The 17,623-nt window shown below is 60.3% G+C and carries 11 protein-coding genes; 4 read left to right on the plus strand and 7 right to left on the minus strand.

Annotation, left to right across the window (positions count from 1 at the left end):
• Positions 1–66 precede the first annotated feature (66 nt).
• The 4 genes from H5P28_RS06325 to H5P28_RS06340 all read left to right on the plus strand — a co-directional run bounded on the left by H5P28_RS06325 (position 67) and on the right by H5P28_RS06340 (position 3,781).
• On the plus strand, positions 67–333 hold the full coding sequence (locus tag H5P28_RS06325; protein WP_185673679.1) for a transposase: 267 nt from the start codon (positions 67–69) through the stop codon (positions 331–333).
• Positions 327–1,241, plus strand: a complete 915-nt coding sequence (locus H5P28_RS06330; protein WP_185673678.1) for an IS3 family transposase — start codon at positions 327–329, stop codon at positions 1,239–1,241. The genes H5P28_RS06325 and H5P28_RS06330 overlap by 7 nt, the downstream gene beginning before the upstream one ends.
• 115 nt (positions 1,242–1,356) lie before the next feature.
• Positions 1,357–2,544 (plus strand): hypothetical protein, encoded by a 1,188-nt coding sequence (locus tag H5P28_RS06335; protein ID WP_185674865.1) that lies wholly within the window; start codon positions 1,357–1,359, stop codon positions 2,542–2,544.
• A gap of 112 nt (positions 2,545–2,656) precedes the next feature.
• Complete coding sequence (locus tag H5P28_RS06340; protein ID WP_185674866.1) at positions 2,657–3,781, plus strand: integrase core domain-containing protein; 1,125 nt, start codon at positions 2,657–2,659, stop codon at positions 3,779–3,781.
• 228 nt (positions 3,782–4,009) lie between these two features.
• Here H5P28_RS06340 and H5P28_RS06345 read toward each other — a convergent pair whose 3' ends face one another.
• The 7 genes from H5P28_RS06345 to H5P28_RS06375 all read right to left on the minus strand — a co-directional run bounded on the left by H5P28_RS06345 (position 4,010) and on the right by H5P28_RS06375 (position 17,608).
• On the minus strand, positions 4,010–5,413 hold the full coding sequence (locus H5P28_RS06345; protein WP_185674867.1) for a sulfatase family protein: 1,404 nt from the start codon (positions 5,411–5,413) through the stop codon (positions 4,010–4,012).
• A 256-nt stretch (positions 5,414–5,669) separates the two neighbouring features.
• Complete coding sequence (locus H5P28_RS06350) at positions 5,670–6,407, minus strand: FCD domain-containing protein (protein WP_185674868.1); 738 nt, start codon at positions 6,405–6,407, stop codon at positions 5,670–5,672.
• Positions 6,408–6,511: 104 nt separating this feature from the next.
• A complete protein-coding gene (locus H5P28_RS06355) occupies positions 6,512–9,370 on the minus strand; it encodes an FG-GAP repeat domain-containing protein (RefSeq protein WP_185674869.1) in 2,859 nt (952 codons plus the stop codon).
• A gap of 235 nt (positions 9,371–9,605) precedes the next feature.
• On the minus strand, positions 9,606–10,373 hold the full coding sequence (locus tag H5P28_RS06360; RefSeq protein WP_185674870.1) for a hypothetical protein: 768 nt from the start codon (positions 10,371–10,373) through the stop codon (positions 9,606–9,608).
• A 44-nt stretch (positions 10,374–10,417) separates the two neighbouring features.
• Positions 10,418–13,810, minus strand: coding sequence for a hypothetical protein (locus H5P28_RS06365; RefSeq protein ID WP_185674871.1), 3,393 nt, complete (start codon positions 13,808–13,810; stop codon positions 10,418–10,420).
• Between the two features lie 71 nt (positions 13,811–13,881).
• On the minus strand, positions 13,882–16,470 hold the full coding sequence (locus tag H5P28_RS06370; RefSeq protein WP_185674872.1) for a glycoside hydrolase family 2 protein: 2,589 nt from the start codon (positions 16,468–16,470) through the stop codon (positions 13,882–13,884).
• A gap of 208 nt (positions 16,471–16,678) precedes the next feature.
• On the minus strand, positions 16,679–17,608 hold the full coding sequence (locus H5P28_RS06375) for a hypothetical protein (RefSeq protein WP_185674873.1): 930 nt from the start codon (positions 17,606–17,608) through the stop codon (positions 16,679–16,681).
• Positions 17,609–17,623: the final 15 nt, after the last annotated feature.

Here is a 17,623-nt window from a genome sequence, read left to right on the forward strand (position 1 = left end):
TGGCGTGACCTCCTAGAATCGTACCATTGCGTTTGAGACCCTGGCGGGTAGAACCCGACCAGAAGTATGAAACGAAAGAGATACACCGAAGAGCAAATCGTGGCGCTCCTGCGCGAGGCAGACGAAGGCCGCAGCGTGGACGATGTTTGCCGCGAGCACAATGTGAGCAAAGCGAGCTTCCATCGTTGGAAGAGCAAGTACGGACAGATGGAGCTGCGCGATGTGAAGCGTCTGAAGGAGCTTGAGCGCGAGAACGCCGAGCTGAAGAAACTGGTGGCCGACCAGCTTTTGAACATCAAAGTACTGGAGCAGGTAAACGCAAAAAAATGGTAAGCCCGGGGCACAAGCGCGAAGCGGTGCGCGAGGTGGCCGAGTCGGGAACGTGCTCGTTACGGGCCGCCTGTCGGTATCTTCGTCTGCACTGGTCGAGCTTCTGCTACCGGGCTAAAACCGCCACCGACAAGATGGTTCGCCTCGTGCGTGCGATCATCGCGGTGAGCCGGACCAACCCGCGCTACGGTTATCGTCGCGTACGAGCGCTGCTGGCCAACGAAGGCTGGCAGGTCAGCCGCAAGCTGGTACAAAAGGTACGCCGGGCTGAAGGGCTGGGCGTGAAGCCGCCGCGCCCCCGGCAACGGCGTCAGGGCAAGTCCACCGGCAAGATCCCGACCGCGGCGACGCATCCGCGGCACGTGTGGAGTTGGGACTTCGTGGCGGATCGCACCGACAATGGAGCGCCTCTGCGGGTGCTCAGTCTGATCGACGAGTTTACCCGCCAGTGCATCAGCCTGACGGTGGCTCGCGGGCTGAAGTCAGCCGACATCGTCGCGGCCTTGGACAAAGCCATCGCCAAGCACGGTGCTCCCGAGCACATCCGTTCCGACAACGGGCCGGAGTTTATCGCTACGGCGACCAAGGACTACCTGGAATCCAAACGCATCAAAACCCTCTACATCGAGCCGGGCTCGCCCTGGCAAAACCCTCACGTGGAGAGCTTCCACAACCGCCTGCAGGACGAGTGCCTCAAGCAGGAGTGGTTCCTCTCCCTGACCGAAGCGCGCGTCGTCATCGAAAACTGGCGACGCAAATACAACAGCCAGCATCCGCACAGCCGTTTGGGCTTTATATCCCCCGACGCCTTTGCCAAACTCTGGCATCAAACCAAGGCAGTGCTTGGCTCCGTTCGCCCTACGGGCTCACTGCACCAAGCACTCCCGCAAACCATAACCCAACCAACATAATCCTACCCAGCCAGCGTCTCATCGCTCTGGTACGAAAAGTGGGGGCCGACCACAAGCGACAGCATTAGGTTCGATTTGCGCGGCTCAGCACTGTTCGCTCAAGACGTTTTCTCAGATGAAGAAATACGTGCTTTCGATAACTCAGTTCGATCACCTCGATGTAGCGTTTGCCGGTGCTCGTGCTGAAGAAGTCGTGGAGTCAATAAGGCGAATCAGGTGGAATGATCCGCAGCGGAACTTATCGATTCGTAAGCGGCTAAACGAATCCTACGCCGACAATAAGCTAGTCGGACTGATTCAGGAAGTTTTCGCCTTTATGGTCGAGCGACCGTCGCAAACTCCAGAACCCGAATTTACCATTGCTGCTGTTTGCGAGGAAATCCTTCAATCTGAACGGACACTAAGGGATATTTGCCGGGGGTTCAGGATTTCTGGCGGAAATCTTCGCCAGATGTGCGAGAGTGTCAGTTGGATGGTAGACATTATGGGGGCAATTGCTGGAATCCTTCGACCTGAGCTTTCTGTGAATTTCGGTGAGGTATCTTCATGCCTTCGAAAGCGTGCACCGGTCTCGTGCCGACTTCTTGATGAATTGCCAGGCTACGTAAGTCGGGATGAAAGGATCCGCCTATTAAAGAGTGGAGTGAAAAATACTGAGCAAGTTTTAGAACGTACTCCCTCCGAGTTTGCTGGAATCATGAGCCCCACAAAGGCAGAGAGGATTCTGGATCACCTTACCTTGTCGCGAGAGAGAACACATGAATATTGGCATCGGGACCACAAGCGACGACTTGACAAGATGGGCGCTCAGTACGGACTGATAGACCGAATGTATACCGAAAATGGGACTGATCTTGAGGTCGTAATTGAGGAACTATTGAACACAGGTTTCGTCAATGTGACTGCGCAGAGAATCACTGATCAAAAGGCGGGCGAGCCGGATCTCCTCATTCATTTTAAGGACGGAATCAGCTTTTCCATTCAAGTCACGGCCAAAGAGTCCAATACGAAGTTCGTCGATTCAAAGAAATCAGGTGACATTATTCCTCAATCGGCAAGGTTCGGAGTGGAAGGCTTTATTTGTGTGGGGAGGCCAGACTTCGAGACGCTCGCTCGCGAGAATGCAGGTCCACTTGGAGCCAAATACAATTATAAACAAATCCCGGTCTTTGTTCTTTGTGAGCTTTACGTTCTTTACGCCGAGGACCGCTTTGATTCGGAGAAAATCACCAGAGTGATACGGGATGTCAGGGGTTACATAAATGTAAAACGCCTTTTCACTGAATTAAGCGTGGAGGATTAGGAAGATGTGCTGAATTTGTCTCAATGTCCACGCCTGGGCGGTACAGTTTTTAGGATCAGTAACTAGAACCCGCCGATTGACAGCGAGTTAGGCGATTGATACGAGTGCTGACTTGAATAGGCAGCTTACAACGTTTCTGGGCTTCATGGCGGGCTGGATTGGCCGTCGCCAGCAGTTGGTGATCGACTACCTGCTGGAGGAAAACCGTGTCCTGAAGGAGCAGTTCGACGCGACAGGCAAGAAGCTCCGCTTGACTAATGCCCAGCGCCGGAATCTGGCCATCAAGGGCCGAAAGCTCCGTTGGACGCAGTTGATGCAGTACGCCAACCTCGTGAAGCCCGAGACCCTTTATGCGTGGCACCGTCGGTTCGTGCAGCTCAAATACACGGCCAAAACGAAGGTAAAGACCGCCGGGCAGAGCCGCATGGCGGCGATCCGAGAGCTTTGCCTGAAATTCGCGGTCGAAAACACAGGGTGGGGCTATGGCCGGATTCAGGGTGCCCTCTCGAACATCGGCTATACGATCAGCCGAACCACGGTTGGGAACATCCTCCGGGCGGCAGGCATCGAGCCCTCCCCGGACCGGGGCAAGGAAAGCAACTGGAAACGCTTCATCCGAACGCACCTATCGGTCATCTCGGTCGCGGACTTCCTGACGACGGAGGTCTGGACCCTGCGCGGGTTGGTGCGTTACCACACGTTTTTCGTGATGAACCTTGCCCGGCGCGAGGTCCACATCGCCCACATCGACTGTCAGGTCAACGGCCAGGTGATGGCGCAAGTGGCCCGGAACCTGACCGACGCCGAAGACGGCTTTCTCAAGGGCATGGAGTATTTCATCTGCGACCACGACGCGCTTTACACCCACCAGTTCAGGAACACCCTCAAAAGTGCCGGAGTGGATGTCATCCAGACAAGCGTGGGCTATCCCGAGCAAAACGGTTACGCCGAGAGCTTCGTTTCCTCGATCAAACGGGAATGCCTGGACCGGCTGATCTTCTTCGGGGAGAAATCCCTGCGAAAAGCGGTCTCCGAGTTCGTAAAACATTACCACGGGGAACGAAACCACCAGGGTCTGAACAACCAGATCCCGTTCCCGCAAGCCCCACGGACAAAGGGTTGCGATGGCCTGATCGTAAAAAGTGAACGGCTAGGCGGGCTCCTGAACTACTACCACCGGGTGCCGGACCCCGATGAGCCCCCGGAAAACAGGGAGGAGGTGCCCGAAGCGGCCTGAAAACCCATTAGTTAACAACTTTGCGACCTTCGGAGATTGCGGAGAAAATCTTCAACTTTCCGAAGAGTGCCATGCTTGGGCAGCCAGGGTTTTAACCGGGCACCCTCAACCTACAACATAACCAACATAATCCTACCCAACCAGTGTCTCATTACGCTGGTACGAAAACAGGAGGCCGACCAATTTTGAAAGGAAAAACCATGTATATATGCATATTATCCGCGTGTCCTAGTTGTATACCGGGACTGGGGTGTCGCCGATTTGCTTCATGTAGGCGTAGAGGGCCTGTTTGCATTCGCGCATGGCCGCGCGGATGGCGGGGTCATCGGAGCTAGCTAGGTTGGTGGTTTCGCAGGGGTCGCGGTGCAGGGCGTAGAACTCGTTGGGCACGGTTTCTTTCAGATCGACCATGAGCTTCCACTCCTGCGTGCGCCAGGAGCGCATGTCGGCACCGGTCTGATTCCAGTCCCACATGCGGTACTGGCCGAAGATCGTGCGAAGCGGCCCGGCATCTGCGCCCGACAGCGGGGCGCGCAGGCTCTGCCCGCGGGGGGTGAACGACGGGTTGACTCCGGCGTAGTCGAGCAGTGTCGGCAGCCAGTCAAGCGAGGAGTTGGGGGACGTGATGTCCTGGCCCGCCTTGACCTTTTCGGGGAAGCGCACAAGGGCGGGCACACGCATGGATTCGTCGTAGAGGTTGGGGCGGTCGCCGCGGTTGTCGGTGAGTATCCACCAGCCGTTGCCCTTGTGCCAGATGCCGTGGTGGCCGAGGTTGTAGCCGTTGTCCGAGGTGAAAACAATCAGGGTGTCGTCGAGGATGCCCTGTGCTTCCAACTGCGCAAGCACGCGCCCAATGTTGCGGTCCACACTGTGGACGCTGGCCAGGTATTCGCGCGTCATGCGCTTGACGCGAGGGATGTCGAGTTTGGGGTAGTCCGGATTGGGGATTTGCGGGTCGATGTCCTTGAACAGATCCCAGTCCTCGGACTTGAGCGGATGCCAAGTGCGGTCGCCGTCTTCGGTGGATACGCCCTGATTGGCGTGCGGAGCCCAGAAGTGCAGGCTGAGAAAAAACGGCGAAGCCCGGTCGCGGCGGAGGAAGTCGATGGCGTAGTCGGCCAGTAGGTCCGAGGTGTAGCCGGGAACTCGGCTTCTGCGTCCGTCTTTTTCTATAACCGGGTCGCGAGAACTGAGCGGGCCGGAGTCGTCACCGATGAGGAAGCCGGTGAACTCGTTGTAGCCGTGCCTGGTGGGGTGAAATTTCTTTCCGTGGCCCAGATGCCATTTGCCGATGAGGGTCGTATCGTAACCGGCGGCTTTCAACTCGCTGGCAATGGAAGGCACCTGCGGATCGAGTCCAACCTCGGGATCCTGGCAGAGGAAGTCAGGGATGCCGACCTCCAGGCAATGGCGGCTGGTGAAAATACAGGCCCGGGAAGGGCTGCACACAGCCGAGGCACTGAAGTGCTGCCGCAGCAGAGTGCCCTCGCTTGCGAGGCGGTCGAGGTGAGGCGTGCGGGCGTCGGGATGGCCCGCGCTGCCCATCGCCCAGGCCCCCATGTCATCCGTTACAATGAAGAGGATGTTCGGGCGTTTTGTGATCGGGGCGGGCGCGGTGGCGGGTCTGCTCATGGAGCGGTGTTTTTAACCGGTTCATATCCCGTTATGCTCACGGGAATTTTCAGGTTTTCCAAGTAGTGGTATACTTTTGAAATACTTTGGCATGTTCAAGCAAAATATAAAGCAAGATTACCTCGTGAGAAGAAATTGGTAAAGATGGATACCCATCGTCGTAACCAATCGGGCTGGGGTCTTTTACCCCGGCTGGAGGCTTCGGTGGGCTGGCCAGACATCCGGTCGGCCGGAACTCTGAAGCGGTGGAAAAAGCTCAGTAAATCTCGGAAAGGCCGAGGTGTTGGCTCTCCTTTTCGGCGAGCGCATCGAGCTCTTTCTTAATGTCGGTGACGGAGCCGTGCTTACTCTCGCGAATGTGGGCTTCGAGCAGTTCGCGGGCCTTGGGGCCGTCCTTGGCCTGAATGGCTTCGAAGATCGCCCGGTGCTGGGCGTGGATGTGGCTGACGTTGGTTTCACCAAAGCGCGACACCCGGAAACTGAGCAGGCGCGTCAGCATGCGGTTATCACTTACGTTCTTGAGCAGCATGCGGTTGCCGGTCGCCCGGATAATTCCCAGGTGGAAGTCGTGGTCGGCCATATAGAGCGTGCTGATATTCTCCGGGCTGAGCCGTTTACTCTGGTTTTTGAGCAGTTCGGTGTCCAGCTCGCGCATGCGGTTGCAGGTCTCCTCCAGGCGGGCGATTTCCTGCGGGCTGATGTACTTGATCGCCTCGGCGACGGCGTAGCCTTCGAGTGCGACGCGGATCTCGAATAACTCCTCGATCTCGCGGGCTTCGGGGATGCGCACGACCGTCCCGAAACGCGCGAGCCGGCGGAACACGCCCATCTCGCAGAAGATGTGCAGGGCCTCGCGCACCGGGGTACGGCTGATGCCGATCTGTTGGGCGATGGCTTCTTCGGAGACGCGGTCTCCCCAGCCCAACTGGCCACTTTGGAGCATCTGGTGGATGTGCTCCATTGCTTCCTGTTTGAGATTCTTGGCAGGTTTCACACCTTATCGGTATACTTGAAATAGCCAGGCCCGCGAGGATATTTTATCCTGTCAGCGGAAAAGGGCAGTCAAAGCAAAGAAGCACCTGTGAAAGGGGAGCGTTATTACTCAGCGGTAAGGGCGAGGTTCTCGAAATCGACCCGGCCCGCGAATTTGCCGACGTTGAGGATGACCGAACTGACGACGCCTTCGGCTTTGCCGCTGGCTTTGAGGTGCCACTGGTCCGATCGGATGCTGGCCGGAAGCTTTCCCGTGCCGACGATGACGCGTACTTCGGTCGGTTCTCCTGTGGGGTTCAGGTCGATCTCGGCCCTCAGGGTCCAACTGCCGACGAAGCTCAGGCTGGTCGGTGTTTTCTGAGAGGCGCTGCCGAAGCGGACTTCCAGCTCTTCGTTGGAAGTGGTGCCGATGGAGATCAGGCTGTTGCCGAGCGGGTTGCAGAGGTTGAGCAGGGCGATGGCTTCGTTGCCGAGGTTGTCGGCGTTGTCTTCGCGTTCCCAGTCGATGGTATAGACGAGGGTGAGGGGCTCGACTTGCTGGATATTAAAAGGCTGGGCGAGTTGTCGGCGGATGCTGGCGTTGTCTTTACCCTCCCCGGATATCTGGATAAAGCGGCCCTGCCGGTTGGCGGCGAAGCCACCGCTGGCGTGGAGGGGCGTGTCAAGGATCTCGGCCTTGCGAGCCTGAATTTCCCAGGGGCCGTTCCAGCCCTTTCCGCCGTTGAGGGAGCCTTCCTTGACTGGGCCGGACGGGTAGTCCCAGCCTTCGCGGAAGATGAGACCGGGCTGGAGGCTAGCGGTGTCGTTGCGTATTTCGGCCTCGGCCGTCATGGCCTGCTTGAGCCTTTCGACGGACTCGTCCCAGGCGAGCTGGTCGCGCATGAGGTAGAAAACAAAGCCCTCGTCTTCGCCGAAAATGAGGTCGAGGTGGCCGTCGCCGTCGAGGTCGGTGGGGAAGGCGCTGAACTCGTGCTTCTTGACCATGATGGGCTCGCCGTCCTTGAAGGTAATCAGGCGGGCCGGTTCAAAGACCGGGTTGTCGTTGGTGCCGACATTGCGAAACCAGTACGGGGCTGAGCTGGGCGATTCGTCTGCTCCCTGGCGGAAGTACTTTTGCAGGCTGCTCTGGACGCCGCTAACTACGTCCCAGACGCCGTCTTCGTCCCAGTCGGCGACGGCGAACTTGAGGCGACCGGATAGACCGGCCGGGCCTGAGAGCACCATCGGCAAGCCGCCCTCGTAGGGGACTTCCACTATCTTCTCAATGTTGAGGCTTCCGTTTTCCTCGGGGACGGCGTAGGCGAGCTTGCGGTCCCAAGTCATGAACAGCAGGCAGTTGCGGTCGTCTCCGGCCAGGCCGTACTTGCCCTCGATGACGGCGGGGCGGCTGCGCCAGGCGATCGGCAGCGGCTTGCCCTCGTACATGAAGCGTTCGGGCTCCGTGACGTGGGGGGTGCCGTCGCCGCGGTAGAGGAAGAGCTTGGCCTCGTTGTCATTGGAGATGAGGTCGAGATGGCCGTCGCCGTCCCAGTCGAAAAGCTCAGGCTGGGTGTAGCTCCAGGCGTCCTCGTTGCTGCCCTGAAGGTTGCCGTCAAGAGGGCGGTGCCGGACCACGCCGGAATCGGTGTAGAAGAAGTCACAGGACTGGTAAACGAGCGGGTCTTCGGTGCCGCGCCACAGCGAGTAGAAGCCGGAACCATCGCCCAGGACGATGTCCGGGTAACCATCGTTATCCCAGTCGCCGCGGATGGGTACCCCGAGGGTGTCCCCGGCGACGAGCCCGCCACGGGTGAAGATGTTGCCCATCTCCTCGAACTCGCCCATGCGCTTGCCGCTGATGACGGTGAGCCGCCCGTTCGCGCCGGAGCCGACGACGATGTCGTCGTAGCCGTCGCCGTTCATATCGGCCAGGCCGATGACGTTGGGGAGGTTGACTGTTTCCAGCGGGGCGTTGCCCTTCATCAGGGAGACGGCCTTGCCGGTGCGCAGTTCGCCGTTGTCCTCGCCGCGCAGGGGGAGGGCGATGGACTTGTCAACACCAGTGAAGAGGGCGATGTACTGCTGGCCTTCGACATCGATGACCACGGGCGAGAGCTGCGCCCCGAAGTCCTGCAACTGCACCTTGTAATCGGTCTGACCGTAGCGGACGGGGAGGAACGCGCCGAACTCCAGCTCGTGCTGATCGTTGAGACTCCCTTTGGCCCACCACAGGTACTTGCGTACGGGCATGCCCATCCAGTTCCCGGCGATGTCGTAGCCGCGGAAGTTCTGGATGTCGGTGTCGGGCAGCGAACCCATGTTGGGGTGTTCGCTGCCCGACCAGGGCCCTTTTTCTTCCGGCCAGTCCGGGTATTGGTTAAAGCGCAGGGCCTTGTTGGGCAGGCCGCCGACGATCATGTCGGGGATGCTGTCGCCGGTCACGTCGGCGATCCATTTGCCGTTGGAGGGGATCTCTTCGGCCATCTTGATGGCGTAAGGCTCGGCAAAATCCGGCTGGCCGGGCTGGCCGACGTTGCGATAGTAATAGGGGCCATCTGATTTGAAGCGGATCAGGTCGAAAAGCCCGCTCTCGCGGGGGATCGTTTGGTAGCCGCCTGCCCCGATGGCCGCTGCCGGTCCGAGGTTTTCCTCATCGAAGGGGATGGCTTCGTAGAGTGGATAGCCGTCGGGGAGCGCGTAGGCTTTGCCGCTGCCGTCGTGTCCGGTGGCGCGGTAGAGGTTGACGCGGACGGGGAAGTACTCGCCGTGGGTGCCGATGAGGATGGCCGGGGCCTCATCCGGGCCAAACCACGGGATGAGCGAACGTCCGGTGAAGCCCACTGAGAGCGGGTGGATGGTGTCATCCTGGACGCGCAAAGGCGTCAGTTCGCGGTAGTCTTGGGCGGAGGCGGTGGCCAGTCCGGCTACCAACGTCAGCAGCGCGAGGCTGGCGGAAAAGAGCGACTGGTTTTTTGTCAGGGTCATCAGATTGGGTAAAATGGCGTGGACGTGAAGTAGGCTGGTTGCGGTATCAGCTTCCGGTGCCGGGGGAGTCGTCCTGCGTGCTCTCGTTTTTTCGGGCGAAGCAAGGCCCCAGCTGCATCGCGACCTGGAAGTACGTGCCCATAAAAATCACGCTGGGAATGTTGAAAAAAGAACCCGGATTTTTCATGCGGAGACGTCCGAAGGGAAGCGACTGGACGTGCATGAAGAATCGAAATCAGCCGGGGACGTTGAGGATTTTTACTTTCAGGTTGTCCCGGTTTTCCGCGTTCGGGTAGATCATGATGAGCATGCGCTTCATCGTGCTGGCCGAGAGGACGGAGGAGTAGAAGATCTTCCACTCCTCCTGCTCCTCGCGCTCGGCGATCATCAGCTTGAGCTGGGGCGCGTCGCCCTCGCGCAGGCGTACCAGCGCGGACTCGCCGGGCGATACCGGTACGATTTCCTCGCCGACCCTGGCCATGAGCGGGCGCGCCGTGTAGTTGATCATCCGCAGCGTGCCGTCGGGCATGCGGGCGTCGGAGACATCAATCAGGTTGGTCTGGAAAGAGTCGGCGTTGCCGCGCATGAGGATCAGCCCGCGCGCGACGTTGATATCAACCGGGACGCGCAGGAGATCGGATTCACGGATTTCCTCCAGCGTGGTCGGGTCGCTGCGGTAGAAGATGATTTCCTTGTCCGCCGGGACCGCGATCGTCGGGCTGCGCTGCCCGCTGCGCACGCGTACCCGGTTGAATTCCTCGCCCGAGCGGTACCATAGCGTGATGGGCTTGAGAAAGAGCTTGTCCCGCTTTTCGTTCAGGTTGTCATCGGTCTGGATGTAGGAACTGTTCGACTCATGCCAGTAGTAGAGCTGGACCTGGAGCGTCTGCGGTGGCGCGGGCGGCTGATTCTGTGCGTGAACGGCGGTGACTCCGGATAGTGCGGAGAGCAGGAGCGCGAAGCGCAGGCCGGGACGTGACATGAGGGGGTGCTGGGTGGGCATAGGGGAAGGTGTATTGAGAAAGTATGACAGATGCGACGTCGGGCCTAGACATCGTCCTGGCTGAGCCAGCGAAAGGACCGGATGACAAAGCGACGGCCAAAGGACTTGTTGTCCTCGTAGGTGGGGGGGAAGGCGGTGGCCTCGTCCTCGTCGGGGTAGAGGTAGTCGGGCACGCGCTGGACGACGGCCTCGCAGTAGGCGCGGGCGGTGACGCTCTGGCCGTTGAGGCCCCTGGTCTCGCCGCAGACGCGGATAATGAAGGTGTCGGAACGGGCATTGAGCATGTTTCCGACTTTGGAAAGCAGGTCGGCCTGGGAGAGATAGCCGGGGGTGTTAGCGCCAACGCTGCCGTAGAGGGCGTCGGCGTTGGGGTAGGTGGAAATCGGGTCTTGCGCACTGGCGTCGGCGGCGCTCACGCTTTGCTGGAATCCTTCGTTGATGGTGGAGGCATCGATAGCGGCCTGAAGCGCACCCATGAGTTGATGCGCGTCCGGCGCGTTGTCGTCGGACGAGCGGTTGACAAACTGCGCCAGCGAAGTGAACGGCCCCCGGTGCTTGACCTCCTTCACAATTTCCCGGCTCAGGAGAATAATTTCCTCGTCCGTGAGGCCACGAAAGCCCTCGTACGCGTCGGCGTCGGTTTCGTCGCTACCGTCGAAAACGCTGCCGAAGGCAAGGCCGGAGCGCAGGTACTGGGCGCGGTCGGGGATCAACTCCACGTCGCCGTCGTCTGTCTGCACGCTGGTGCCGAAGGTCGAGCCGAGGAGCATTTGCCAGGCTTTTTCGGAGGTGGAGTTGATGTTGAAAGTTCCTTGCTGGATGAGCTTGGCGGCGGCGTTGTCGTACGGGCGTTCGCTTGCGGTGTAGGCCGGAATTGTGTCGGCGTTGGGGTAGGAAATAAAGCGCGGGTCGTGCGGACCGTTCCCGCCGAAAAGGTCCGTCGAGGAGAAAAATCTGTCCCAGAGCGCATCGTTGAGTTTATAGGAATAGTCGTGGTGCGTGAAGCTGTTGCTGCTGACGGCATCGGTCCTCTCCAGCTCACCCTTGGGCAGGCGGGGGTCGGCGTAAGAGTTTCCAATGGCGTAGGCTGGGGTGATGTTTGTCGGGGTGAACTTGCCGGTGTTGTGGCCGTAGAAGCCGGCAATGTTCATGTGCATTAGGATGCCGACACCAGGCACAGGCGTGTTCGGGCGGGGGATATGAAAGAGGATCGTGCGTTCACCGCCGTCTGTGTAGGAGTAGCCGAAGCGCATGCGCTTGTTGCCAGCCCCAAAGACGGTTGGTGAGTAGTATAAGTCCGACTGGCTGTCGTTGATGTCATAACCCCGGCCGCGCATCTGGCCGATGTAGCTTTGGTTGACCGTCCTGATGTCGTCGGCGAGTGCCAGGTATTGCTGGAGCTTGGGGGCGCGCGGGTTGTAGTTGGCCAGCCAGCGGCGGCGGCGGTTCTGGTCGTCTGTGTTTTGGTCGTTGAAGGCTTGCTTCAGTTCGTAGATAAACGCGTAGGCGGGGAAGTCGTCGACCTGATCGATGGCGTACTCTCCGAGGATCGAGCCGTTGGGCATCAGGTCTGTGTCCGAAGCCGTGCGCACGGTCGGGCGGAAGGCGCGGGGACGTCCGTCGTCTTCGATAGCCCAGTTGCTGGTGTTGCTGGGGAAACTGTAGGCGAGACCGGCCCGGTTGAGCCCGGTTATGGTAATCAAGGTTTTGGTGGCATCCGTACTCATGTACCACCACTCGTTGAGAAAGTCTCCGCCCAAACCTGAGGTGTACTTCAAGCCCAGGTCAACGAGCCATGTGTCGATCGGATCAGAGCTGGTGACCTCGAAACGATAGGGGCTCAGGTAATCGCTCCCCGAGGGCGGGGACATGTCCAGGTAAAACCCGGCGCCGGGCCGGAAGCCTTCTTCAAGAATATTGGCCTGGGTGTTATTGCTGAAGGAGCTCAGGCCGGGGGCGGTGTACACTTTGACCTCGCCGGGCTGGAGTCCGGTAGATTCATCGACCATGTAGTACATGCGGAATTGTGACGCGCTGGAGCTTGTCAGCCTGGTGTTGCTGATGACGTAGCTTTTCGGGTTGCTTTCCGGAGCGATGGAACCGTCTTCTTTCCGGATGAGCATGGGCATGTGTTCCCAGTGGTCCGTGCCGTCCCAGCGGCCAACGGCGAATTCGAGATTCGAATTGTCGTAGCCACTCCACTGGGCGAATTTGTACTGGGCGGGTGCGAGGGCAATGTCGTAGGGGTTCCACAGGGCGATGACGGGATAGAAATACATACGAATGCCGTAGGTGCCGTCACCGTTGTCGATAAAGGCGGCGTCCATGTAGGTACCTAAGCGGACGGGGATCGGATACATGCCGGGGTGGTATTTGTCTTCGTTACCTTCGTTGGGGTAGTAGGGGCTGTGGCCGATAGTGGCCGAGCCGTCGGTAGCGGTTGTGACTTCGTTGGCCAGTCCGAGAAATGCCTTTACGTGACGCCAGTCCGGCCCGTCGGTAAAGATCGGCCCGTCCGGTAGCTGGGTGTAGTCGGCGAGGTCCTTGCGCAGGCCGCCGTTCTTTACGTTGGAGAGGACGCCGTAACTCCAGACCGTGGCGTCGTGGGGGAGGGTTTTGCTGACGTTGCTGTCGGTGCTGACGAAGTCGAGTTGGCCGAGGTCGGCTAACCGGTCAGCGTAAGGGGCGAGGTCGGCGAAAAGGGCGTCCCCAGTGGTGGTGTTGCCACTTTTGAGCACGGCACTTCCGCTTTTGAGGGGGTAGTTCTGATACTCGGCGGCGGTGAGAGTTGAGGCCGGTTCTCCGTTAAAGGCGAGGTTGCCCTTGAGGCCTTCGTCGCTGATCCAGTACGCGTAGCGGTTGACGGAAAGGCCGCTTTCCCCGGGGACGCTGACCAGCGGCGCGGTGACATAGTCATTGATGTCGGTGGCCGAGCCTTCGCCCATCAGGGTGACTTCGTCGGTACCGGTGGCGCTGTGGGGCGAATAGGTGACCGTACCGTCGTGATTACCGCTGACCAGCCAGGTCAGGGCGGCCTGTTCGATGCCGGAGGAGTCCTTCTGCCCGGAGGCGGTGTAATGCTCCAGCGTCTGCGGGACGAAGTCCTCGTCCGCGCTGGCCCAGATGCCGACCCAGTGCGGATGGGTGACCCCGACGTTGGTGTCGGAAGTCTCCAGAATGCTGGCGGCGGCGGTGACCCGCTGGTCGGGGCCGGCGTACTTTTGCAGTTGCCCGACGGCGACGGATAGGCCCAGGAGCGCATTGGCGCGGGCCTGCTGCATTTCCCGCTTCTGTGTGGTGGCGTGAAGCTCCATGTTGACGAGGGAGCTCAGTGACACGGTCAGTAGCAGGAGGAATCCCATCAGGACCATGGCCATGACCAGCGCGAAGCCTGAGGCCGAAGTCCGCGGGGCGGGGGGCGACGAGATTGTTTTCATAGGACAGGCAGTTGGGGTAAGGAGCCGGATATCAACGGATGGGGGTCCGCTGGGTGAGCAAGAATCCGGGCCTAAATTACATTGATTGTATGTAGTTTGTTCAGGCAATGGTTTTCGGGGCGGCAATGGCTGCCGACCCAGCCGATGCGCAGGCGGGCGGCGTCCTTGGCCGGGCAGGCGAGTTTCACAGTCCGTGCTTCTCCTGCGAAAAGGTCGAGGTACTGGTCGCTGGCTGGGAGCACATGCTCGCCGAGCATAAAGTGGACGCCGTGGACAAAACGGTCCGCCTCCAAGGTCAGGGCGAGGGTTTGACTGTCCTCGAAATTATCCGCCGGGTGGATGGCGAGCCGGGGCTGGGCGTCGTCGCCGTCGAGCAGAGCCGTAAAACTGCCGGGCCACAGAAGCACGCTGTCGAGTGCCTGTTCCCCGGCCTTGCCGTGGGCGGAGACAAACGCATCCGCCGGGATGGCTTCCTCCAGGGAGAGGACGATCTGGCGTTCGCGTTTGGCGCGTCCGTTGGCCTGCGCGAGCGTCAGGATGCGACCGTCGGGGAAGTTGGCGCGGAGTTCGACCGCGTAATCCGTCGGCGTGCCCGGCTGGTTGTGCAACATGAGATCGACCCGGCCCGTGTCCGCGTCGCGTCGCAGGATCAGGCGCAGGGGCGCGAGCGCGCGCCGGACGAAATACCAGGCAGTCTTGCGGGCCAGGCTGTGGTCAATGATGCCCCAACCGGCCTCGCCCCAGGCTTCGTTCAACATCCAGATGATGGCCCCGGAGCATTCTGGGCGGAAGCGGGCGGCATCCAGCGAGTAGGCATAGGCCACCCCTTGCCAGAGGCTGCCGTAGAGCAGGTAGTCTTGGTTGGAAGCTGCCGCCAGGTCGATGCCGTAAAGTTGCTCCACCGCCATGCGGAGTGTGTTTTCGTAGCTGCGGGTATTGGTGTGGTGGATCCACGAGCGCGAGCGGCGGTCGAAGTCTTTCGTGCCCAGATAGCGTCGGGTTTCCGCCAGCGAGCAGGGGCCGTGGTAGCCGTACTCGGAGATAAAAAAGCTGCCCGAGCGGTCATGGCCGGTCAGGTCGGTGCGCAGGGTGGGGTCGGGGCAGAGGGTGCCGCCGGGCTCTTTCCAGAAGTGATTGTTGCCGACGCCGTATTGGTTAGGAGTCTCGCCGCCGTAGGGGGAGCCAACCCAGTAAGGGACATGCGGAGCATTTGCCCGGACGGCGCGGGGGAGGATGTCGTTGTAGAGGTGCGCGCCGCGTCGGGTTTTTCCGCCCCACCAGTCGCACATGGCCCAGGTGTTTTCGTTGCTGCCGCACCAAAGGGCGAGGCAGGCATGCCCGGAAAGCCGACGCACCTGGTAGCGCGCCTCTTCGGCTACCTCCTGGCGGAACCAATCAAGATGGTCGGGGTAGGGCGAGCAGGCGAACATGAAGTCCTGCCAGACAAGCAGCCCGAGCCGGTCACAGGTTTCGTAGAAATAATCGGGCTCGTAGCGGCCGCCTCCCCAGACGCGAAGCATGTTCATGTTGGCGTCGGCGGCAGAGCAGAGGATGGAGCGGTAACGCTCGGCGTCGGCGCGCGTGTAAATGACATCGGGGGGAACCCAGTTGCCGCCCTGGCAGAAGATTTTCTTTCCGTTGATCTCGAAGGCGAACGTCTCGGCGCTGAGCAAACGCAGGGTACGGATGCCCATCTGGCGCTCAACGAGGGAAAGCGTCTGGCCGGAAGCGTCTTCGAGTCGGGCACGCAGGGTGTGCAGGTACTGCTTGCCGGAGCCTCGGGGCCACCACAGGCGAGGGTTGGAGATGAAAAAATGAACGTCCACCTCGCTGAAGCCCGAGCAGACCAGCAAGGGCCGGGATTTGCGGGCTACTTCAGTGCCGTCGGGACCGATGAGCTCGACGGTCAGGCGGGCGTCCGTGCTGCTGTAGTAGTGGAGACCGTTGAGCTCCACACAGGCTTTGACGCTCGCCCCTTCCGGCGAGAGCGAAAGGGTAGATCCGCTCAGGGATTCAATCCGTGCCGCCCGGCTGGTGACCAGTTGCACGCTCCCGGCCAGCCCCAGCGTGGCCACGCGGGGATTCCAGTCCCAGCCGAAGCCGAAGGCAGGCTTGCGCAGGAAAATGCGTCGGGGTTCTCCCCGGTGGTCGCGGTAGCCGAGGCTTTCCTCCGTCGCGAACTGCACGCCGTCCGGCGCGGTACTCTCCTCGATACCGATCTGGTCGAGCCCCTGGCTCAAGTGGACTTCGAGTTGGTTGCGGGAGGGGAGGAGCTTGTCCGTCACGTCAACGACCAGCGGGCGGTAGCTGTTGCGGTGGCGGGCGACGGTTTCGCCGTTGAGCCGTACGGTTGCGATGCCGTCGAGCGATTCAAATCTCAACTCGATGCGGGTCTTCTCGTCCGGTTCCGACGGGCGGTCAAAGCTTGTCTCGTAAACCCAGTCGCAATTCTCGGTCCACTCGCACTCGAAGCAGTTCTCACCGATCAGAGGGTCTTTGATTATGTCAGCGCGGATGAGGGACTGGTGAATGAGCCCTCCGCCGGGGGCAGGAATCTTCGTGCAAGCCGCTCGTGGGATGTCGAGGGCTTGTTCTTGTTGGGTATTAACCGGTGCGGCGCGAAGCGTCCAGTCGTTCAACGGTGTAGAAATATCAGCCATAGTCAGGAGGGATTGGTCCCGGATGCGTGGATCAGAATCGGTCAAAGGCATTGCCTGCTGAGTATTATTAGTATACTATTGGTTTGTCTGGTGTTGCGGTGTAGATTGAAAAAGCGAGGCGACGACAGGAAGGGCTTGTGGAGATTCGTGGGGCGGGATGAAAACGTTGTGGTCGGAGCCGAAGTTTGCGTCGAGGTGAGGCGAGTTGTTAACCCCCGGAGCCGGTTGTGATGGTCAGCCTGCCGGAGCCGGAAAAGAAGGAGCCGCCGAAGAACTCGTTGAGCTGCTTGGCCGAGTAGGTGCCCTTGCCGATGAAGGTCGCGCCGATGGCTGCGTTGACGATGTTCATGGAGCCCGCGTAGTTGAGGACAATGGCGCTGCGGAGTCCGAAACTCAGGCTGGCGGCACTGCCGATGGCCTTGTCATTGCCAAGGACCAGCCGCCCGTCGGTCACGGTCACGTCGCCGGTTCCGAGGGTGCTTTGGGTATTGGTCACCAGTGAGCCGGAGTGGACGGAGGTGCCGCCGCTGTAGGTGTTGGCGGCGATAACATTGACGTTTGCGCTCCCGGCGTTGACGGTCAGGGCGAGCTGGCCCGCGCCGTCGCTGATGATGCCGGCCAGGTTGATGCGCCCGTCCGAGGGGGAGATCGTAAGGGTCTTTAAACCGGTTGAAGCGGCGCTGACTGCTGAATTCAGCGCGAGGAAGGTCGTGGTCGAGTTGGTTAGGGTGAGGTCCGAGCGCAGGGCCACTGCGGGATCGATGCGGACCGCGCCCGACCCGCTGTTGGTCAGCGTGGCGGTGCTGCTACCGTTATCGAGGGTGAGCACGCAGTTGGCATCGCCGGTGATGATGACGTGGCGCGGGCCGTCGTCGGCACCGGTTTTGATGGCTAGGATTTGGCCAAGGGTGCGGTTCTGGTCGAGCTTGATCGTGCGGCTCAGGCTGTAGTGCGAACGGTCAAAGGTCGCGCTTGCGCCGACTCCGTCCGCTACGATACCACCCTGCCATTTGTCCGCGTCGCTCCACAGGCCATTCGAGTCCGAGGTCCAGGTGCCGTCGGCGGCATCGCAGAGGTGAGCGGTCAGGGCGAGAGTGCCAAGGACGAGCAGACGGGAAAGTGGACGGTCAATCATCATGAGTATCGAGCCAGT

This window comes from Ruficoccus amylovorans (assembly GCF_014230085.1).
In the GTDB taxonomy this organism is placed as follows: Bacteria; Verrucomicrobiota; Verrucomicrobiia; order Opitutales; family Cerasicoccaceae; genus Ruficoccus; species Ruficoccus amylovorans.